The sequence below is a fragment of the Edwardsiella sp. A.80236 genome (assembly GCF_044540725.1).
In the GTDB taxonomy this organism is placed as follows: domain Bacteria; phylum Pseudomonadota; class Gammaproteobacteria; order Enterobacterales; family Enterobacteriaceae; genus Edwardsiella; species Edwardsiella tarda.
Map to the genome: position 1 here is coordinate 37,614 of NZ_JBIUCY010000002.1, position 20,672 is coordinate 58,285.

The 20,672-nt window shown below is 58.6% G+C and carries 17 protein-coding genes; 7 read left to right on the forward strand and 10 right to left on the reverse strand.

Annotated features, from left to right (window positions below; all coding sequences use genetic code 11):
• Window positions 1-133 precede the first annotated feature (133 nt).
• The 4 genes from ACEQFP_RS02380 to xdhA form a co-directional block, all read right to left on the reverse strand.
• The gene (locus ACEQFP_RS02380; protein ID WP_035596094.1) at window positions 134-688 is read right to left on the reverse strand and encodes a YbhB/YbcL family Raf kinase inhibitor-like protein; all 555 of its coding nucleotides are present in this window, start codon (window positions 686-688) and stop codon (window positions 134-136) included.
• 164 nt (window positions 689-852) lie between these two features.
• A complete protein-coding gene (gene xdhC, locus ACEQFP_RS02385; protein WP_005282492.1) occupies window positions 853-1,347 on the reverse strand; it encodes a xanthine dehydrogenase iron sulfur-binding subunit XdhC in 495 nt (164 codons plus the stop codon).
• Window positions 1,344-2,222: a xanthine dehydrogenase FAD-binding subunit XdhB gene (gene xdhB / locus ACEQFP_RS02390; protein ID WP_370546976.1), complete on the reverse strand. Its 879-nt coding sequence runs from the start codon at window positions 2,220-2,222 to the stop codon at window positions 1,344-1,346. The genes xdhC and xdhB overlap by 4 nt, the downstream gene beginning before the upstream one ends.
• 6 nt (window positions 2,223-2,228) lie before the next feature.
• Window positions 2,229-4,520 (reverse strand): xanthine dehydrogenase molybdenum-binding subunit XdhA, encoded by a 2,292-nt coding sequence (xdhA, locus tag ACEQFP_RS02395; RefSeq protein ID WP_035596088.1) that lies wholly within the window; start codon window positions 4,518-4,520, stop codon window positions 2,229-2,231.
• A gap of 450 nt (window positions 4,521-4,970) precedes the next feature.
• On the opposite strand from xdhA, the gene dapB reads away from it, so the two are divergent.
• The 6 genes from dapB to folA all read left to right on the forward strand — a co-directional run bounded on the left by dapB (window position 4,971) and on the right by folA (window position 12,728).
• Window positions 4,971-5,789 carry a 4-hydroxy-tetrahydrodipicolinate reductase gene (gene dapB / locus ACEQFP_RS02400; protein WP_005282506.1) on the forward strand — a complete coding sequence of 273 codons (819 nt, stop codon included), beginning with the start codon at window positions 4,971-4,973 and terminating at the stop codon, window positions 5,787-5,789.
• A 466-nt stretch (window positions 5,790-6,255) separates the two neighbouring features.
• Window positions 6,256-7,413, forward strand: coding sequence for a glutamine-hydrolyzing carbamoyl-phosphate synthase small subunit (gene carA, locus ACEQFP_RS02405; protein ID WP_005294819.1), 1,158 nt, complete (start codon window positions 6,256-6,258; stop codon window positions 7,411-7,413).
• A gap of 19 nt (window positions 7,414-7,432) precedes the next feature.
• Window positions 7,433-10,654 carry a carbamoyl-phosphate synthase large subunit gene (carB, locus tag ACEQFP_RS02410; RefSeq protein ID WP_005282515.1) on the forward strand — a complete coding sequence of 1,074 codons (3,222 nt, stop codon included), beginning with the start codon at window positions 7,433-7,435 and terminating at the stop codon, window positions 10,652-10,654.
• Between the two features lie 199 nt (window positions 10,655-10,853).
• Complete coding sequence (locus tag ACEQFP_RS02415) at window positions 10,854-11,654, forward strand: threonine/serine exporter ThrE family protein (RefSeq protein WP_047060431.1); 801 nt, start codon at window positions 10,854-10,856, stop codon at window positions 11,652-11,654.
• Complete coding sequence (locus ACEQFP_RS02420) at window positions 11,654-12,118, forward strand: threonine/serine exporter (RefSeq protein ID WP_005294825.1); 465 nt, start codon at window positions 11,654-11,656, stop codon at window positions 12,116-12,118. The genes ACEQFP_RS02415 and ACEQFP_RS02420 overlap by 1 nt, the downstream gene beginning before the upstream one ends.
• Before the next feature lie 127 nt (window positions 12,119-12,245).
• Window positions 12,246-12,728: a type 3 dihydrofolate reductase gene (folA, locus tag ACEQFP_RS02425; protein ID WP_005282524.1), complete on the forward strand. Its 483-nt coding sequence runs from the start codon at window positions 12,246-12,248 to the stop codon at window positions 12,726-12,728.
• Window positions 12,729-12,787: 59 nt separating this feature from the next.
• Here the strand turns inward: folA and apaH are convergent, their stop codons facing one another.
• The 6 genes from apaH to lptD all read right to left on the reverse strand — a co-directional run bounded on the left by apaH (window position 12,788) and on the right by lptD (window position 19,650).
• Window positions 12,788-13,627 carry a bis(5'-nucleosyl)-tetraphosphatase (symmetrical) ApaH gene (apaH, locus tag ACEQFP_RS02430; RefSeq protein ID WP_005282527.1) on the reverse strand — a complete coding sequence of 280 codons (840 nt, stop codon included), beginning with the start codon at window positions 13,625-13,627 and terminating at the stop codon, window positions 12,788-12,790.
• Window positions 13,628-13,630: 3 nt separating this feature from the next.
• Complete coding sequence (gene apaG, locus ACEQFP_RS02435; RefSeq protein WP_005282530.1) at window positions 13,631-14,008, reverse strand: Co2+/Mg2+ efflux protein ApaG; 378 nt, start codon at window positions 14,006-14,008, stop codon at window positions 13,631-13,633.
• Window positions 14,009-14,032: 24 nt separating this feature from the next.
• The gene (rsmA, locus tag ACEQFP_RS02440) at window positions 14,033-14,848 is read right to left on the reverse strand and encodes a 16S rRNA (adenine(1518)-N(6)/adenine(1519)-N(6))-dimethyltransferase RsmA (protein ID WP_005282534.1); all 816 of its coding nucleotides are present in this window, start codon (window positions 14,846-14,848) and stop codon (window positions 14,033-14,035) included.
• A complete protein-coding gene (gene pdxA, locus ACEQFP_RS02445) occupies window positions 14,841-15,833 on the reverse strand; it encodes a 4-hydroxythreonine-4-phosphate dehydrogenase PdxA (RefSeq protein WP_005282537.1) in 993 nt (330 codons plus the stop codon). The genes rsmA and pdxA overlap by 8 nt, the downstream gene beginning before the upstream one ends.
• Before the next feature lie 4 nt (window positions 15,834-15,837).
• A complete protein-coding gene (gene surA / locus ACEQFP_RS02450) occupies window positions 15,838-17,142 on the reverse strand; it encodes a peptidylprolyl isomerase SurA (RefSeq protein ID WP_370546973.1) in 1,305 nt (434 codons plus the stop codon).
• 120 nt (window positions 17,143-17,262) lie between these two features.
• Window positions 17,263-19,650, reverse strand: a complete 2,388-nt coding sequence (gene lptD, locus ACEQFP_RS02455) for an LPS assembly protein LptD (protein ID WP_005282543.1) — start codon at window positions 19,648-19,650, stop codon at window positions 17,263-17,265.
• A 160-nt stretch (window positions 19,651-19,810) separates the two neighbouring features.
• Between lptD and djlA the strand changes: the two genes are divergently transcribed.
• Entirely contained in the window at window positions 19,811-20,650 is an 840-nt protein-coding gene (gene djlA, locus ACEQFP_RS02460; RefSeq protein WP_005282547.1) for a co-chaperone DjlA, read from the forward strand.
• The last annotated feature ends 22 nt before the right edge of the window (window positions 20,651-20,672 follow it).

Genomic DNA, 20,672 nt, shown 5'->3' on the forward strand with positions numbered 1-20,672 from the left:
CGCGTTCGGATCCGTATCAGAGCGGGGTGCCTGGGCACCCCGTTTTTTTTTATCGCTTACCCACGCCTTGCCGGCGGCGGTTTTCGCACGCCTCCGGTAAGGCGCGGGCACGTTTAGCGCTGCGCTTCCCGCGTTAACGCATATTGGTCGGCGCGGTCAGGCGCGCTTCACCGATCTTGTGCTGCAGAATAAAGTAGCCGGCATAGGCGGGAGAGGCATGGGCTGGGATGTCGAGTTTTGCCACATTCAGCGCATACACGGTGATCTGGTAGTTATGCGGCTTGGCGCCCGGCGGCGGGCAGGCTCCGCCGAATCCGTTATAGCCGAAGTCGTTACGCAGCTGGATGGCCCCCTTAGGAAGATCCTTGCTGCCCTTCTCGCCGACGTTCAACGCCAGGCTATGGGTTGAGGCCGGAATATCGATCATCACCCAGTGCCACCATCCGCTGCCCGTGGGGGCGTCGGGATCATACATGGTGACGGCGAAACTCTTGGTGCCTGCGGGGATATCGCTCCAGCTTAAGGCGGGTGAGAGGTTCTTTCCGCTGCATCCCCAACCGTTAAAGATCTGGGCATTTTGCAACGACTGACCATTCTCAACCGTCGGGCTGGTGAGTGTCATCGCCTGCGCGCTCATGCTCAACCCACCCGCGATCAGCAAACATAGCAGTGCTTTTTTGGCAAACATACACGGTCTCCCATGGATTATGTGATAGGGCTAGGGTTTGTCACCCTCGCGTCTTGAGCATAGTCGTTGTGTGAAGATCCACCAGTCTCTCGCCGGGATTGGGGGGCGAACGGTGTGGCGTGTCTCCCGCGCAGGCGAGTGGCCGCGCGGGAGGTGTAGGCGGGTTAAGATGAGGATTCGTCCGTCGCCTGCTGGCAGGCGTCAACGGCACGCACGATGGCTTGATAGCCGGTGCAGCGGCACAGGTTGCCGGAGAGGCCGCGACGGATCTCCTCATGGGTCAGTGGGCGGTTACGTGGCTTGGCTAATAGGGCATGGGTCGCGACCACTAACCCTGGGGTACAGAAACCACACTGGACCGCGCCGGCGTCGACATAGGCTTGTTGTACCGGCGACAGCCCCTCCGGTTTACCTAATCCTTCGGCGGTGACGATCTGTTTGCCGTCGGCCCACAACGCCAGATAGAGGCAGCTATCGGTCGCCACCCCATCGATCAGGACGCTACAGGCGCCACACTCGCCGACGCAGCAGCCCTGTTTGACGCTGGTCAAGCCGTGTTCACGCAGCAACTCCAGTAGCGACATGGCTGGCGAGACGCAGAACTGATAGCATTTGCCGTTAATCTGACAGCTGATCTCAACCCACTCTTTGACATTCATACAATCTCTCCTCCCGCACGCTGAACGGCCAGGGTGATGGCCCGCTGCGCCAAGGTACGGATCAGGTGTAAACGGAATTCCTTTTCGGCACGCCAGGATGAACGCGGCGAAACATCGCCCGCGACGGCCTCGCTTACCGCCGCCAGGGTCTGGCGGCTCAGTGGTTGGCCGATGGCACACGCCTCGGCTTGTGGGCAGCGGATCGGTGTCGGCGCTGCGACGCCATAGGCCAGGCGTAGCTCGCTGAAGCGTCCAGCCTCGATGCGGCATAGCGCCGCGCAACCGATGGTGGCGATATCCATGGCGCCACGCATGGCGTACTTGATGTAGGCGCTGCCGCAGTCGCGGTGATCGGCGGGATGGAAGTGGAAGGCCAGTAAGATCTCACCCGGCGTCAAGGCGACCTTGCCTGGACCGGTATGGAAGCCATCGATCGGGCGTAGGATGACGCCGTTGGGCGTGAGGATCTCCAGTTGAGCCTTAAGCGCCACGCTAGGGGCGGCGGAGTCGGCGCTGGTGGCGCCATTACAGATGTTACCGCCGTAGGTGGCAACGTTACGGATCTGTGGCCCGGCGATGGTGGCGGCGGCCTCGGCTAACATCGGCAGCCGTGCCTGGATTAGCGGGTGTTCGATGATTTGAGTAAAGGTTGTGCCGGAGCCGATACGCAGGGTGCCATCCTCCAGCTCACTGATACCGCAGAGCTCGGCCAAGCTGTGGATGTCGACAATGTGGGCATAGTGGGCATTGTGGTGATGCAGCTGGATCAGCACATCGGTGCCGCCGGCTAACAGACGGCTGTCCGGGTTGGCCAGCATCAACTCGCTGGCGTGGCGCGCGCTGGTGGCGCGGAGATAGCGTTGAATATCATACATGAAGCATTACTCCCTGATCAGTCCGGCCTGTACAAACTCGCGATACAGCGTTTTCGGGGTGATCGGCAACGCGTTGATCGCGACGCCGGTCGCCATGCGGATCGCGTTGCGGATCGCTGGCCCCGGCGAGATGATCGGGGGTTCGCCCAACGCCTTATGGCCATAGGCCGACTGCGGCTCGTAGGTCTCGACGAAGGCGCACTCCAGATCCGGCAGATCGACACAGGTAGGGAACTTGTAATCGAGCAGATTGGGGTTACGGACGACGCCACTACGCTCGTCGATGATCATCTCCTCGAACAGCGCCCAACCGATCCCCATCCCCATCCCACCATGGACCTGTCCCTCGGCCAGCTGTGGATTGAGGATGCGTCCAGAGTCATGCAGATTCAGGATACGATTGATGGTGACCTGGCATAGGTCGACGTCGACGCTGAGATCGACGAAGGTACACCCGAAGGCGGGTGGGTTGGTGGTGGTCTTGTGGGAGACCTCCGCCAAGATTTGAGCACCGATCTCCTGGTGATAGTAGGCCTGCATCGATACGTCGGCGACGCTCATCAGCACCTGCTCCGGTTGCATCGCCATCACGACGTTGCCGTCACGTAGGGTCAGTCCCCACTCGGGTTGATGACTGAGCAATGCGGCGTGCGCCAGGATCTTCTGACGTAGCTGCTCGGCTGCCTGGCGGATGGCGGGGGCCGCGACATAACTCTGCCGTGACGCGAAGGCGCCGGGGTCAAAGGCGGTGATATCGGTATCTTGGGTCGAGATCACCCGGATGTGTTTAAACGGGATACCCAGGGTTTCTGCCGCCATTTGAGCGAAGACCGTGTCGGAGCCCTGGCCAATCTCGGTGGCGCCGATCTGCAAGTTGACCGTACCGTCTTGATTCAGCAACATGCGGGCCCCAGCGATCTCGACTCCGACCGGGTAGGTATTGGAGCCGTAACTGAAACAGGCGACGCCAATGCCACGCCGTAGGCGCGCATCGGGATCTTGAGCCAGGCATGCGGCACGGCGTTGATCCCATTCGAATAGGGCTCGCCCCTTCTCAAGACACTCGCTTAGCCCGGCGCTGTAGATCGTCTTACCGTTGACGGGGTTACGATCGCCTTGGCGGGCGACGTTACGCAGCCGGACCTCTAACGGATCTAATCCCAGGTTGGCGGCGGCATCGTCCATCAGGCACTCCAGGGCGAAATCGACCTGTGGGGCGCCATAGCCACGCATCGCTCCGGCGGCGGGGAGGTTGGTGTATACCGTGTCGGCGCAATAACCGAAAGCACTACGTGGGTAGAGGTAGCTGATCTTATTGGCACCGGCAGAGGCGATGGAGTGGCCGTGCGAGGCATAGGCACCAGTATTGGACAGCACATTGAGTCGATACCCTTGTAATACGCCATCGCGCTGCATACCCAGACGTGCATCGATGCTGAAGGCGTGGCGTGTCCGGGTCGCAACGAAACACTCTTCTCGACTCAGGCTGACCTTCACCGGCTTGCCGCCGAGACGCAGCGTCAGGAAGGCGGCCATCGGCTCTTCTAGCACATCCTGCTTATTACCGAAGCCACCGCCGATGTAGGGCTTGATCACCCGGACATGCGACCAGGGCAGACTGAGAGCCTGGGCGACGGTACGGCGCACGATCTGCGGGATCTGAGTACTGGAGACGATAACCACATGGCCGGGTTGCTCCATATAGGCGTAACAGGTGACCCCTTCCATGTGGCAGTGTTGTACCACCGGGGTCTCGTAGTGTCCTTCTAGTTGCAGATCGGCGGCGGCGATACGGGCATCCGGCTCGCCCGCATCGATCTCGCTGTGGCGCAGGAGGTTGCCGTTAGGGTGGATCGCTGGCGCGTCATCCGCCAAGGCGGCCTGTGGCCGGGTAATCACCGGCAACGCCTCGTAGCTGACTTGCACCCGCGCCGCGGCACGCTCGGCACTCAACGCATCGCGCGCCACCACGATGGCCACGCCATCGCCGAAGTGACGCACATGATCAGTAAGCAGGTGGCGATCGGCGACATCGTGTTTCGCCGGATCCAGTGACCAGGCGTGTCCGGCGGTGGGGAAAGGCGTTTGCGGGACGTCATAACAGGTGAAGATCGCCTCGACACCCGGCATCGCCGCCGCCTCGCGGGTATCAATGGCGCTGACCTTACCGTGGGCGATGCGGCTGCGAACATAACAGGCGTGGAGCATGCCGGGCATCATCATATCATCGGTATAACGTGCCTGTCCGGTGACCTTGGCTTCGGCATCAACCCGCCGTAGCGGTGATCCTAAAGACATAGTGTTCTCCTGTGGGGAAATAAGCCTGGGGGATAGTCCAAGGCAGCAAGATACGCGCCAGACTCATTGATAGTAGGAGGAATATCCTCATAACTGTGAGTCGGATCGAGATATACCCAGGAAATTATGCCGTCGTAATGCAGGAAAAAACTGGCTACATATCACTTTGAGAGGATAAGGGGGCATTTTTGATAGTTTTTCTCTCAAAGTGATAGCGTTATCATAGATTGCCATCGTGTATGATTTGCATAATTATGCGTATTGATTTTGGCTATTCCCCGTATGATGGGGAACGGGATAGCGGTGAGTGAATTTTCTAATGATGGCTGATTTTCACTGGCTCAGGGGGCTGAGTGTCGCTAACCTGCAAGAGAGCGTTAGCGCCACGCGATCCGGTATGTAACCATCCCAATAGCGTGATGCGCGAGATAACCATGAGGGATATTGAAGATGGCAGAACAGATTCGGGTGGCCGTGGCGGGAGCCGGCGGTCGTATGGGGCGCCAACTGATCGCGGCGGCGCAGGCGATGCCGGGCGTGACATTAGGTGCTGCCTTGGAGCGAGAGGGGTCGAGCCTGCTCGGCTGCGACGCGGGTGAGTTAGCGGGCTGCGGCACGCTAGGGGTGCCGGTCGAAACTGACCTGGCGCGTGTCGTCGATCGGTTCGATGTCTTGATCGATTTTACCCGTCCGGAGGCCACCTTGGCGCATTTGGCCTTCTGCCAGCAGCAAGGTAAGGCGATGGTGATCGGCACCACGGGCTTCAGTGAGGATGAGAAGGCGGCGATCCATGCCGCGGCGCACGAGATCGCCATCGTCTTCGCCGCTAATTTTAGCGTTGGCGTCAATGTGATGCTACGTCTGCTAGAGAAGGCGAGCAAGGTGATGGGGGACTATTGCGATATTGAGATCGTGGAGGCGCATCATCGCCATAAAGTCGACGCGCCTTCGGGGACGGCGTTGGCCATGGGAGAGACGATCGCTGCCAGTTTGGGCCGTAGTCTTGCCAGCTGTGCGGTGTATAGTCGCCAAGGACATACCGGTGAGCGTGTTCCCGGTAGCATCGGTTTTGCCACCTTACGTGCTGGCGATATCGTCGGTGAGCATTGCGCGATATTCGCCGATATCGGTGAGCGCCTAGAGATCACGCATAAGGCGTCTAGTCGGATGACTTTTGCCAGCGGTGCACTGCGTGCGGCGTTGTGGGTCGCTCGGCAGCCGGTGGGCTTATATGATATGTGTGATGTTTTAGCATTAGATAGCCTGTAAATCGCGTTGAGCGACACTGTTTGTTGTGTTCTTGTGATGGTCAATGCGTTGAAAAATAATTATTTTCAGCGCATTTTTGTTTTGTTGGTCGCGATTTTTATTTTTACTCGCATCCTTGCCGATTGTTTCGTTTTTCCGTTTTTTATCCCTAGGTAAACGGCTTCCTTCTTGATTTTTTCGCTGAAAAAACGCATCATGACGCCATTGCCTTTAATATGTGTCTCTGGCAACCGTTTTCTACTTCCCTAATAAATGTGTTTTTGGACGTTTGAGTTAAAAAACACATCAATAAGCGTAAAAAATACAAAAAAATCCCCCTTTCATCTGGACAATGGCCGGGCGCGTCATTAGAATGCGCGCAATTTGTCAGAAATTCGCCGCAGTGAGTAAGTTTGCCATTGATTCAGTCGATGATATCTGAATTAATATGCAATCATTGTGACTGGATATTCCTTTGGAGGGTGTTTTGATTAAGTCAGCGCTTTTGGTTCTGGAAGACGGGACCCAGTTTCACGGCAGGTCGATCGGGGCAGATGGATCGGCCGTGGGGGAAGTGGTCTTCAATACCTCGATGACCGGCTACCAAGAAATTCTCACCGACCCCTCCTATTCTCGTCAGATCGTTACCCTCACCTATCCCCATATTGGCAATGTCGGCACTAACTCCGCCGATGAAGAGTCCTCCGCCGTCCATGCGCAGGGATTGATCGTGCGTGACTTACCGCTGATCGCCAGTAACTTCCGCAGCCAGGAGACGCTCTCCGACTATCTGCGTCGCCATCAGGTAGTCGCCATCGCCGATATCGATACGCGTAAGTTGACGCGCCTACTACGCGAGAAGGGGGCTCAGAACGGTTGCATCATCACTGCTGAGCCGGGATGTGAGCCGGATGCTACCTTGGCGCTGGAGAAGGCGCGTGCCTTCCCCGGCCTGAAGGGGATGGACTTAGCTAAAGAGGTCACCACCCCCCAGCCCTATGAGTGGCGTCAGGGGAGTTGGACCTTGAGTGAGGGTTTACCGGCCGCACGCGACGTAAGCGAGTTGCCCTATCATGTGGTGGCCTATGACTTTGGCGTCAAGCGTAACATCCTGCGCATGCTGGTGGATCGCGGCTGCCGTTTGACGGTCGTTCCGGCACAGACCTCGGCACAAGCGGTGCTGGACCTCAACCCGGATGGTATTTTTCTCTCCAACGGCCCTGGTGATCCGGCGCCGTGCGAGTATGCCATTGAGGCGATCGCCACCTTCCTACGCGGTGAGATCCCGCTGTTCGGCATCTGTCTGGGGCATCAGTTGCTGGCGTTGGCCAGTGGCGCTCAGACGGTGAAAATGAAATTCGGCCATCACGGGGGTAACCATCCGGTGAAGGATCTGGATCATGATCGGGTGATGATTACGGCGCAGAATCACGGCTTCGCCGTCGATGAGGCGACGCTACCGGCCACGCTGCGTGCGACGCATAAGTCGCTGTTCGATGGCTCGCTACAAGGTATTCATCGTACCGACCGCCCGGCCTTTAGCTTCCAGGGACACCCAGAGGCCAGTCCGGGGCCCCACGATGCCGCGCCGTTGTTTGACCACTTTATCGCATTGATTGAAAACTATCGCCGTAGCGCTAAGTAATCAGGGAGCCTGAACAACCATGCCAAAACGTATTGATATTAAAAGCATCCTGATCCTAGGCGCCGGTCCGATCGTCATCGGCCAGGCGTGCGAATTTGACTACTCGGGTGCACAGGCGTGTAAAGCGCTGCGCGAAGAGGGTTATCGTGTCATCCTGGTCAACTCTAACCCAGCTACCATTATGACCGATCCGGAGATGGCCGATGCCACCTACATCGAGCCGATCCATTGGGAGGTGGTACGTAAGATTATCGAGAAAGAGCGCCCGGATGCCGTGTTGCCGACCATGGGTGGGCAGACGGCGTTGAACTGTGCCTTGGAGCTGGAGCGTCAGGGGGTCCTGGCCGAGTTTGGCGTCACCATGATCGGCGCTACCGCCGATGCTATCGATAAGGCTGAGGATCGTCGCCGCTTCGATCAGGCGATGAAGAAGATCGGCCTGGATACCGCCCGCTCCGGTATCGCCCATAGTATGGAAGAAGCGCTGGCGGTGGCCGAACAGGTGGGCTTCCCTTGTATCATTCGCCCCTCTTTCACCATGGGCGGCACTGGCGGCGGTATCGCTTATAACCGCGAAGAGTTTGAAGAGATCTGCGAGCGTGGCCTGGATCTGTCGCCGACCAACGAGCTCCTGATCGATGAGTCGCTGATCGGTTGGAAAGAGTATGAGATGGAGGTGGTGCGTGATAAGAACGATAACTGCATCATCATCTGCTCCATCGAAAACCTTGACCCGATGGGTATCCATACCGGCGACTCGATCACCGTTGCCCCGGCGCAGACCCTGACCGATAAAGAATATCAAATCATGCGTAACGCCTCGATGGCGGTACTGCGTGAGATCGGTGTGGAGACGGGCGGCTCCAACGTACAGTTCGCGGTCAACCCAAAGAATGGTCGTCTGATCGTCATCGAGATGAACCCGCGTGTGTCGCGCTCCTCGGCGCTGGCCTCCAAGGCGACCGGCTTCCCGATTGCCAAGGTCGCCGCCAAGCTGGCGGTGGGGTACACCTTAGACGAGTTGATGAATGATATTACCGGTGGTCGCACCCCGGCCTCCTTTGAACCCTCCATCGACTACGTGGTCACGAAGATCCCGCGCTTCAACTTCGAGAAGTTCGCCGGTGCCAACGATCGCCTGACCACTCAGATGAAATCGGTGGGTGAGGTGATGGCCATCGGGCGTACCCAGCAGGAGTCCTTACAGAAGGCACTTCGTGGCCTGGAAGTCGGGGCGAGCGGCTTCGATCCTAAGGTGAATCTGGACGATCCGCAGGCGCTGACCAAGATCCGTCGCGAGCTGAAGGACGCCGGTGCCGAGCGTATCTGGTACATCGCCGACGCCTTCCGCGCTGGCCTGTCGGTGGACGGGGTGTTTAACCTGACGAACATCGACCGCTGGTTCCTGGTGCAAATCGAGGAGTTGGTGCGCTTGGAAGAGCGGGTTGCCGAGGTGGGGATCAATGGCCTGACGGCCTCTTTCCTGCGTCAGTTGAAACGCAAGGGTTTCGCCGATGCGCGCCTGGCTCGTTTGGCCGGCGTGGCGGAGAGCGAAATTCGTAAACTGCGTCATAAGTTGGGGCTACACCCGGTGTATAAGCGCGTGGATACCTGCGCCGCCGAGTTCGCCACCGATACCGCCTACATGTACTCCACCTATGAGGAGGAGTGTGAAGCCAATCCGCATCACGATCGCCCGAAGATCATGGTGTTGGGTGGGGGGCCGAATCGTATTGGTCAGGGGATCGAATTCGACTATTGCTGTGTACATGCGGCGTTGGCACTACGTGAAGATGGCTACGAGACCATCATGGTCAACTGTAACCCGGAGACCGTCTCCACAGACTACGATACCTCCGATCGCCTCTACTTCGAGCCGGTGACGCTGGAAGATGTGTTGGAGATCGTCGCCGTCGAGCAGCCGCAAGGGGTGATCGTGCAGTATGGTGGCCAGACGCCGCTGAAATTAGCGCGCGCACTGGAGGCGGCCGGGGTGCCGGTGATCGGTACCAGCCCGGATGCCATCGACCGTGCCGAGGATCGCGAGCGCTTCCAACAGGCGGTCAATCGCCTGGGGCTGAAGCAACCGGCTAACGCCACGGTGACTGCGATCGAGCAGGCGGTAGAGAAGGGCGCCCAGATCGGTTATCCGTTGGTGGTTCGTCCCTCCTATGTCCTCGGTGGACGGGCGATGGAGATCGTCTACGATGAGAGCGATTTGCGTCGTTACTTCCAGACTGCGGTGAGCGTCTCCAACGATGCGCCGGTGCTGTTGGATCACTTCCTGGATGATGCGGTCGAGGTGGACGTCGACGCCATCTGCGACGGTGAGCAGGTGTTGATCGGCGGCATCATGGAACACATCGAACAGGCCGGGGTGCACTCCGGTGACTCGGCCTGTTCGTTACCGGCCTATACGCTGAGCGCGGAAATTCAGGATGAGTTACGCCGCCAAGCGGAGAAGCTGGCACTGGAGCTGTGTGTGCGCGGTCTGATGAACGTGCAGTTTGCGGTGAAGGATAACGAAGTGTACCTGATCGAGGTAAACCCGCGTGCCGCGCGTACCGTCCCGTTCGTCTCCAAGGCGACCGGCGTCCCGCTGGCCAAGGTGGCTGCCCGTGTGATGGTGGGGCAGACGCTGGCGCAGCAGGGCGTCACCGAAGAGGTGATTCCGCCGTACTACTCGGTCAAGGAAGTCGTACTGCCGTTCAACAAGTTCCCGGGTGTCGACCCGATCCTGGGGCCGGAGATGCGCTCAACGGGTGAGGTGATGGGGGTTGGCCGGACCTTCGCCGAGGCTTTCGCCAAGGCGATGCTCGGCAGCCAGTCTCAGATGAAAAAACCGGGACGCGCCCTGCTGTCGGTACGTGAGGGTGACAAGCATCGCGTGGTGGATCTGGCGGCGAAGCTGCTCAAGCAGGGCTTCGAGCTGGATGCGACTCATGGTACTGCCGTCGTGTTGGGGGAGGCCGGGATTAACCCGCGTCTGGTCAACAAAGTACACGAGGGGCGCCCGCACATTCAGGACCGCATTAAGAACGGTGAGTATACCTACATCGTGAATACGACTGCCGGACGCCAGGCGATCGAGGATTCGAAGTTAATCCGCCGCAGCGCGCTGCAGTATAAGGTGCACTATGACACGACACTGAATGGCGGTTTCGCCACGGCGATGGCGCTCAACGCCGACCCGACCGAACAGGTCATTTCGGTGCAGGAGATGCACGCGCGGCTGAAGTAACGCCCGTGTAGATGTGTGAGGCCCGGCGTAGCCGGGCCTTTTTCATGCTAGCGTCTCGCCGGGAGCGGCGTCGGTTCGCCTGATGGCGTGGGCGCAAGAGGTTACGCCGTCTCAGGCATTGTGGCACAATAAATCGCCATGGCGAGGTGAGGGTCGGGCCATGGTGAGCGTCGTGTGCGGTCATACCATACACGGCACAATGACGAGACGGCCCGGACAGGAGTCGATTGTGGAGTCTGATCACCAGCGGGAAGTGACCCGTTTGTGTATTCACTGTGCCCTTTTTCTGCTGCAGCATGGCGCGGAAAGCATGTTGGTCGAACAGCTGTCTACCCGGCTGGGGTTGGCGCTGGGTATGGATAGCGTTGAGAGTTCCATCTCCGCCAACGCGGTGGTGTTGACCACGATTAAGGAAGGACGCTGCCTGACATCGACGCGTAAGAATATCGATCGCGGCATCAATATGCATGTGGTGACGGAGGTGCAGCATATTGTGATCATGGTAGAGCACCAGTTATTGGATATTCGCGATGTGCGCAAGCGCTTCGAGCATATTCGTCCGTTACGCTACCCGCGTGCGCTGGTGGTTCTGATGGTCGGACTATCCTGCGCCTGTTTCTGTAAGCTCAACGGAGGGGGATGGGACGGTTCACTGGTCGCCTTCTTCGCCAGTGCGGTGGCGATGTACTTCCGTCAGGTGATGACGCATCGCCAATTGAATCCACTGATCAACTTTTGTTTCACCGCCTTTATCGCCACCTCGGTCTCTGGCGGTCTGTTACAACTCTCCGCCTTCTCGCAGACATCGGTCATTTCGATGGCGGCCAGCACCCTATTGTTGGTGCCGGGGTTTCCCCTGATCAATGCGGTGGCGGATATGTTTAAGGGGCACGTCAATACCGGCCTGGCGCGTTGGGCGATGGCGACACTGCTGACGCTGGCGACCTGTTTAGGCGTCGTGATGGCGTTGTCGCTGTGGGGGCTACAGGGATGGGCATGATGACGCTGTTGCTACAACTGATACAGGATATGCTCTTGGCGGCGGTGCCGGCGCTCGGCTTCGCCATGGTGTTCAACGTGCCGACGCGGGCATTGGGGTATTGCGCGCTGTTGGGGGCCATCGGCCATGGCTCGCGTTGGGCGATGATGAGCCTGGGGATGAATATCGAGTGGGCCTCGTTACTGGCGGCGATCCTGATCGGCATTATCGGTATTCAGTGGTCACGCTGGTTATTGGCTCACCCGAAGGTATTTACCGTGGCGGCGGTGATCCCGATGTTCCCCGGGATTTATGCTTATCGGGCGATGATCGCGGTGGTGGAGATCTCTCATAGTGGTTACAGCGAACCGCTGTTCGCCAACATGGTGACGAACTTCCTCAAGGCGTCGTTTATCGTCGGTGCGCTCTCCATCGGCCTGTCGCTACCGGGCATATGGCTATATCGTAAGCGTCCTGGGGTGTAAACGGCGTGATGCACCCTGGCAAGATTTTAGCGGAGCCGTGAAGAAAATCCCTCGCCTGGACTATCGACGCTGCTGTGCCCTTTCCGTATAGTGTGCGCACTTTTTCTCCCAGACAGGATAGACAAGCATGATTATCAGCCTGATCGCCGCGCTGAGCGCGGATCGCGTGATTGGCATGGAAAACGCGATGCCATGGCATTTACCCGCCGATCTCGCCTGGTTTAAGCGCAATACGCTGGCGAAACCGGTAGTGATGGGGCGCAAGACCTATGAGTCTATCGGCCGCCCGCTACCGGGACGGCATAATATCGTGCTGAGCCATCAGGTGGGGCAGGATGATCGGGTGACGTGGGTGAGTACGCCGCAGGCAGCCTTGGCGGCAGCGGCGGGCGCTGATGAGGTGATGATTATCGGCGGCGGTACGATCTACCGCCACTTTTTACCGCTGGCCTCTCGCCTCTATCTGACCCATGTGGATGCCGATGTCGCCGGGGATACTTACTTCCCCGACTATGCCTCCGATGAGTGGCAGACTCGCTTCAGCGAGTTCCACGATGCCGATGAGGATAACTCTCACCCTTACTGTTTCGAGATCCTCGAACGCGGCTAATGGGGCGCGATGCCCCGGCATGATCCGCCCCCGGTGAGAGAGCGGCGCGCCTGTGGCGCTTACGCTTCCTTACCATGACGCGCGGCGCGCTGTGAGGGAACATGGAAATAACGGCCATCCTCCCAACGCAGCGCGGTCAGCGTGCCTCCCCAGCAACATCCGGTATCCAAGGCATAGACCTGCGCGGGCGTCCCGCGACCTTCCAGTGAGGCCCAGTGGCCGAAGGCGATGCGGTAACCCGCCGCCAATACCGGGCTATCTAAATCGAACCAGGGACGTAGCGGCGCGGGCGCTTCACCGGGGGCATCCTTACAGATCATATCCAGTTCGCCGCCAGGGAAACAGTAGCGCATGCGGGTGAAGGCGTTGGTGCTGAAACGCAGGCGAGCCAACCCGCTGAGCGATTCGCTCCAATTATTCGGCATGTCGCCGTACATGGCATTCAGGAAATAGGGGTAACTGTCGCTAGCCAGTACCGCCTCCACTTCACGCGCGCAGCGCTGGGCGGTCGCCAGATCCCATTGCGGGCTGATGCCAGCATGGGCCATCGCCAAGCCTAACTCATCATCGACCTGCAACACCGGTTGGCGGCGCAGCCAGTTGATCAGGCTGTCGGCGTCGTCGGCGGCCAACAGTGAGGTGAGCTTATCCTTGGGTTTGTTGCGGCTGATACCCGCATAGACCGCCAGCAGGTGTAGATCGTGATTACCCAGCACCAGGCGCACGCGGTCGCCGAGGGATTTGACATAGCGCAGCACCGCCAGTGAGTCGGGGCCACGGGCCACCAGATCGCCGGTCAGCCACAGGGTATCACGGGCGGGATCGAAATCCGCCAGAGACAACAGGTCGCGCAGTTCCTGGTAGCAGCCATGAACGTCGCCAATAAGCAGTGTCGACATAGATTAGTTAATCAGACTCGGGATGGCTAGACGGAATACCGGGATGGCAATACGGAAGATCTGACCGTGGTGGTCGACCATTTCGTAATGCCCCTCCATGGTTCCGCAGGGGGTTTCGATGATAGCGCCGCTGGTGTACTGAAATTCGCCACTGGGGAGGATCAGCGGCTGCTCGCCGATGACCCCTTCGCCCTGGACTTCAGTCTGACGGCCGTTACCGTTGGTTATCAACCAATAACGGCGCAGGAGCTGTACGTTAAAGCGACCCAGATTCCGCAGCGTCACCGTATAGGCGAAAACGAATCGTGCCTCTTCCGGTAGGGACTGTGACGCGGCATAGACACTCTGTACCTGGACGGTAATACGCGGGGTGTCGATCATAACGTAAGACTCCTGTTTGCACGGTTACTGGACCGGAGGATGCTCACACAGCCAGTTAGCCAGCCGGCAATACTCTGCCACGGACAGCGTCTCCGCTCTGCGTGCAGGATCGATTCCCAGCTCGCTGAGTTGCTCGGCACTGAACAGGTGGCCCAGACTATTGCGGATGGTCTTGCGCCGTTGGTTAAAGGCCTCGGTGGTGATACGGCTCAACACACGCACATCGCTGACCGAATGGGGCAGCTCACGATGCGGAATCAGACGAACCACGGCGGAGTCCACTTTCGGTGCCGGGCGGAAGGCCGATGGCGGGACTTCCAGAACCGGAATCACCTGGCAATAGTATTGCGCCATCACGCTCAGTCGGCCATAGGTTTTGCTATCTGGCCCGGCGACTAAACGGTTAACCACCTCTTTTTGCAGCATAAAATGCATATCGCCGATAGCCGAGGCGTAGCTGAATAGATGGAACATCAGCGGCGTGGAGATGTTGTACGGCAGGTTACCGAAGACACGCAGCGGTTGGCCCGCCTCACGCGCCATCTCACCGAAGTCGACGCTCATGGCGTCCTGCTGGCGAATGGTCAGTTTGCGGCTGATAAACGGGTGGGTCGACAGACGCTCGGCCAGATCGCGGTCCAGCTCAATGACGGTCATCTTATCCATCCGATCGGCGACCGGCTCGGTCAGTGCGCCAAGACCCGGACCAATTTCGACCACCGCCTGACCCGGCTGTGGATTGATGGCAGATACGATGCTGTCGATCACGAACTGATCGGTCAGGAAGTTCTGTCCAAAACGCTTACGGGCCAAATGCCCCTGGTGAACTCTACTATTCATTGCTGTGGTTGGTCATCTCTATGGCAAGATTTAATGCGGTAATGAAACTACCGGGTTGAGCCTGGCCGCTGGCGGCGAGATCCAGCGCGGTGCCGTGATCCACCGATGTGCGGATAAACGGCAAGCCCAGCGTGATGTTGACGGCGTGGCCGAAGCCTTGGAACTTGAGCACCGGCAAACCTTGATCGTGATACATCGCCAATACGGCGTCGGCATGATCCAGATATTTGGGTTGAAACAGCGTGTCGGCGGGGAGGGGCCCGATGAGATCCAGGCCACGGGTACGCAGCTGTTCGAGGGTGGGGATGATCACATCCAGCTCTTCTCGCCCCATATGCCCGCCTTCGCCGGCATGGGGATTGAGCCCACACACGTAGATACGCGGTTGCTGAATGCCGAACTTGCTGCGCAGATCACCATCAAGAATGGTGATCACCTCGCTCAGCGTCTGCGGGGTGATGGCGGCGGGCACCGCCTGCAACGGCAGATGGGTGGTCGCCAACGCGACCCGTAAGCGATCGCTGGCCAGCATCATGACCACGCGCGCACAACCGCTACGCTCGGCGAAAAACTCGGTATGCCCGGTGAAGGGGACGCCGGCATCGTTGATGATCCCTTTATGTACCGGCCCCGTGACCAGGGCAGAGAACTCCCCGTTTAGGCAACCATCACAGGCGCGTGCCAGCGTCGCGACCACATACTGGCCATTAGCGACATTGAGCATACCGGGGACGACATCCCCCTCCAACGGCACGGGCAGTACCGTCAGCGATCCGGGTTGCTGTGCCTGGGCAGGGAGACGGGGATCGTAGTCGCGTAGCGTTAAGGGCGCGCCGAGGAGACGCGCTCGCGCCAGCAATAACACCGGATCGGCGCATACCACCAACTCGACCGGCCAGGCGTGCTGCGCCAGCAGGACGATCAGATCCGGGCCGATCCCGGCGGGCTCGCCGGGGGTGATGACGATACGACGAATCGGTGTCATGAGGTTACTGCGCTCCGTTGGCGTTATTGCCGAGGATCTTCACATAGGCGGCGGCGCGTTGTTCTTGCAGCCAAGTCTGTGCCTCTTCGGCGAACTTACGGTTGAATAGGATGCGATAGGCGCGTTCTTTCTGTGCCTCGTCGGTCCGGTCGACCTGACGCGTACCTAACAGTTGGATCAGATGCCAGCCGAAGTTGGAGTGCACCGGTTGGCTGATCTCCCCCTTGTTCAGTTTCATCAGCGCGTCGCGGAAGGCGGGGTCATACATCGACGGTACCGCCCAGCCGAGATCGCCGCCTTTCTGGGCGCTGCCGGGATCGTCTGAATACTGTTTAGCCGCCTGCTCGAAGGTGATCTGACCGGACTTGATCTGCGCCGCCAGCGCCTCTAGCTTGGCGCGTGCCTGCGCGTCACTCATTACCGGCGAGGTACGCAGCAGGATATGGCGGGCATGAACTTCGGTAACGGCGACATTGGCCTGATCGCCACGCAGATCGTTGACACGCAGGATATGGAAGCCGACGCCGGAGCGGATCGGCCCGACGATGTCGCCCTTCTTGGCGCTTTGTAGTGCTTCGGCAAACAGGGTCGGCAGTTCTTGCAGGCGACCCCAGCCCATTTCGCCGCCCTTCAGCGCCTGCGGATCGGCGGAGTAGGTGGCCGCCAGCTTGGCGAAGTCGGCGCCGTGGCGCAGTTGCTGTACCAGTGACTCAGCTTGTTGCTGAGCCTCACTGACCTGCTGTTGGGTCGGGTTCTCTGGCAGCGGGATCAGGATGTGGCTCAGGTTGACGGCGGTCTCACCGCTATTCTGGCTGCTGATCTGCTTAGCTAAGGCATCGACCTCTTGCGGCAGGATGGTGACGCGGCGGCGCACTTCGTTGTTGCGTACTTCGCTAATCAGCATCTCTTTACGGATCTGGGCACGGTAGGCCTTGTAGTCGAGACCATCGGCGGCCAGACGGCTACGCAGCTGCTGTGGCGTCAGGTGGTTCTGCGCGGCGATGCCGTTGATAGCGTTGTCCAGCTCGCTATCAGAGACTTCCAGTCCCATACGCTTGGCCATCTGTAGCTGAATGTTGTCCATGATCAGGCGCTCGAGGATCTGATGGCGCAGCGTCGCATTGTCCGGTAATTGTTGGCTGGCCTGCTGCGCATTGAGCTTCACCGATTTCATCATGCCGTCGACGTCGCTTTCCAGAACGACGCCATTGTCTACGATAGCCACGACTTTATCGACGACTTGGGGGGCCGCAAAGGCGGTATTAGCGCACAGCACCACGCCGAGGATCAGCGTTCTCCAGTTCTTCATAACTATCCTATAGTAGTAATCCGCCTCTGGCGGGTTTCAAGTTTACCTTACTGCCAGTCCTGCATGGCTAACGGTATTATCTGCATTTTTCTACCGTTAGACCACGCGCGGCGCCAAATGTTAGAAGGCGCGTTGATACGGGAGGATGCCCGTACGCAGCATCTCTTCCGAACCGAGGCTATAGTTCTGGTTCATGCCTCGTAGGGAGAAGCGGAGCGAGAATCGATTATCATATTTGCTGCTCTGGGTCTCTTTATCCCAGCTGTTGATCTTGCGCTCATAGGTTACACCCAGCGACCAACAACAGGTGTTGTACTGCACTCCGGCAATGGCATCGGCGGACTGTTTCGCCTTGGTGTCGTAGTAGTAACCGGCAACCATGGCCCAACGTTCTGCTAAGGGCAGGCTGCCGATGATCCCAGCCTGGCTGATCCCTTGGTTATAGATGGCGTTGTTAGCATAACGCGGCAGCATGGAAGTGATGTACTCCGGGCTGGTATAACGATAGCTCAGCTGCAGTACGCTTTCGGCATCCTTACGGTACTCCATCACCGCGTTACCCAGCGCCACGCTGTTCAGACGGGTATCGTACTGTAGCCCGCCGCGCAGACCCCAATTATCGGTCAGCTTGAGGTAACTGTCGCCGGCCCACACCAGGCTACCGGTGTTCTCGTGGCGATCGATGTTGGTGGTCTCATCGCCGGTACGTGCCGGTGAGAAGTAGTAGATCTGACCGATAGAGGCGTTGAAGCGCTCGTTCTGCTGCTCGTCGTACAGGCGGGTGGTTAAGCCTGTCGTGACCTGATTGGCCGAGGCGATGCGATCCAGGCCGCTGTAGCTGCGATCGCGGAACAGGCCGGTATAATCGGTTTGCAGCAGCGTGGAGTCGTAAGCGTAGATATCGCTCTGATCCCGGTACGGAATATACAGGTACTGAACGCGCGGCTCCAGCGTCTGGGTATAGTCCTTGAGCAGGGTCGTATCACGCTCAAACACCATCTTACCGTCGACCTTAAACTCTGGCATTACTCGGTTGACCGAGTCTTTCAGTAGCGGGAAATTGTTCTGCTTCGGCACATCCTGTTGGTAATGGGTCGCCAGCAGTTTGACTTCCGTGTTGATACTGGCCCAACGATTGGCGAGCGGGAGCGACAGCGTCGGCTCGAGATGGTAGCGATCCGCCTCTGGCATGTTGGGATTTTCGTTGGTGAATTTGACCGCCTGGCCATACAGGGTGAAGTCGAACGGCCCGAGATCATTCTTATAGTAGTTCACGTCTAACTGCGGCTGGGTACGGTAGGCGTTGATATCCCCCGCATTGGCGAACACCTGGAACTGGGTCGTCGACAGCGTGGCGTTCCAGTTGGTTTCCGCATAGCCCAAGGTAAATTTCTGGGTGGCGTAACCGCTGGTACTGGAGCCATAGGCCGAGTTGAGATCGGTAAAGTAGTAGGGGTCACTGACCTTGGTGTAGTCGACGCCGAAACGCCAGTGGTTGAGTACGCCGCTGTGGCGCCAGTAGAACAGCCAGCGATCACGATTCGGCAGATCGGCCAACGCCTGACCGGTGATACCCTGTTCTTTGCGGTCCTGTTGGAACTGACGATCGTTACCTAACCAGTCGAACTCGACCAGGCCCATACCAAATTCGCTCAGGTAGCGAAACTCGTTTTGCAACTGTAGTCCGCGTTTCTCCATATAATGCGGCGTGATGGTGGCGTCCGCCTGCGGAGCGATGTTCCAGTACCAGGGGAGGGAGAACTCCAGCCCATCACTGTTGGAGTAGTTAACATTAGGGATCAGGAAACCTGATCGGCGCGTACTGCCGGTCGGAAACTGGAGATAGGGGCTATAGAATATTGGCACGGGGCCCACTTTAAAGCGGGCGTTCCAGATTTCAGCCACCTGCTCTTGGCGATCCTGGATGATCTCGGAACCGGCGATGCTCCAGCTGTTGTCGCCAGGTAGACAGGAGGTAAAGGTACCGTTTTCCAGGATGGTGTAACGGTTAGCCCCACGCGTCTTCATCAGATCGGCATCGCCACGGCCCTGGCGTCCGACGAACTGGTAATCGCCTCGCCAGACATTGGTATCTTTATTATTCAGGTTAGACCAGGCGCTCGGACCTTGGAGGCGGATCTGATTATCTGCGTAATTGACATTACCGGTCGCGGTGACGGTACGCAGCGGATCGGGTTGCCCACTGATGGTTTTCTGATCCAACTGCACCCGATCGGCGGTCAGGGTGCTGTTACCCTGTTTTATGTCGACGTTACCCTGGAACAGGGCGTTATTCGGGTAGTTGGCCTCGCTCTTATCGGCGGTGATATGCACCGGCAAATCGTTGACATCGCCTGAAACCAGCGGCTTGTCATACGTGGGTACGCCGACCAGGCACTGTTCGGCGAGAGAAGCCAGCGCATGCTGACTGTAGAGCGCTGACCAGACGAGGGTGGCTATCAGCGTGGGTATACTTTTTTTCATACGCGGTGTCAGAAATTCCGTCATCAGGGGCGTCTTGCCGCAATCGGTCAGAGACTATCGTACCCGCCAGCGTGGCGCTAGTGCTAAATTGGGGCACAGCGATGCCGCTGCCATTAGGCGTCCGAATAAATGACAGGTATGATAAAGCAAATTATGTCCCACGACATGATGAATTGAGGACGATATGCGCTATTGGGGTAAATTAGTAGGGGTGCTGCTGGGCCTGATGTCCGGGATCGGTTTCTGGGGCGTGGTGTTGGGCTTTCTGGTCGGCCATATGTTCGATAAGTCGCGCGAGATCAAACGGCGTGGCTATTTTGCCAATCAGCAGCAGCGCCAGGAGCTGTTTTTCCGCACCACTTTCCAGGTGATGGGGCACCTAACCAAATCGAAAGGACGGGTGACGGAGGCGGATATTCAGGTAGCGTCCATGTTTATGGATCGCCTGAATCTACATGGCGAGGCCCGCATGATGGCGCAGCAGGCTTTTCGCGAGGGCAAGGAGCCGGGCTATCCGCTACGCGAGCGTCTGCGCGAGTTGCGTAGCGTCTGCTTCGGCCGTATCGACCTGATTCGTATCTTTTTGGAGATCCAGTTGCAGGCGGCGTTTGCCGACGGTCAACTGCACCCGAATGAGCGGGCGGTGCTGTATGTGATCGCCGAGGAGCTCGGCTTCTCACGTGCCCAGTTCGATCAATTCCTGGGCATGATGGAGGGGGGGCGTCAATTCGGCGGTGGCTACCATCAATCGGGGGGGCAGCAAGGCTATTACCAGCAGCAGGGGGGCTTCTATGCGCCGCCGCAGGGGCCGACGCTGGAGGATGCCTGCAAGGTGCTGGGCGTAGCGCCGAGTGCCGATGCGACGACGATTAAGCGGGCCTATCGCAAGCTGATGAGCGAGCATCATCCCGATAAGCTGGTGGCGAAGGGATTGCCGCCGGAGATGATGGAGCTGGCTAAGCAGAAGGCGCAGGAGATCCAGGCGGCCTATGATCTGATCAAGAAAGAGAAGGGATTTAAGTAACGGCGCAAGTGAGCGTTGTTGC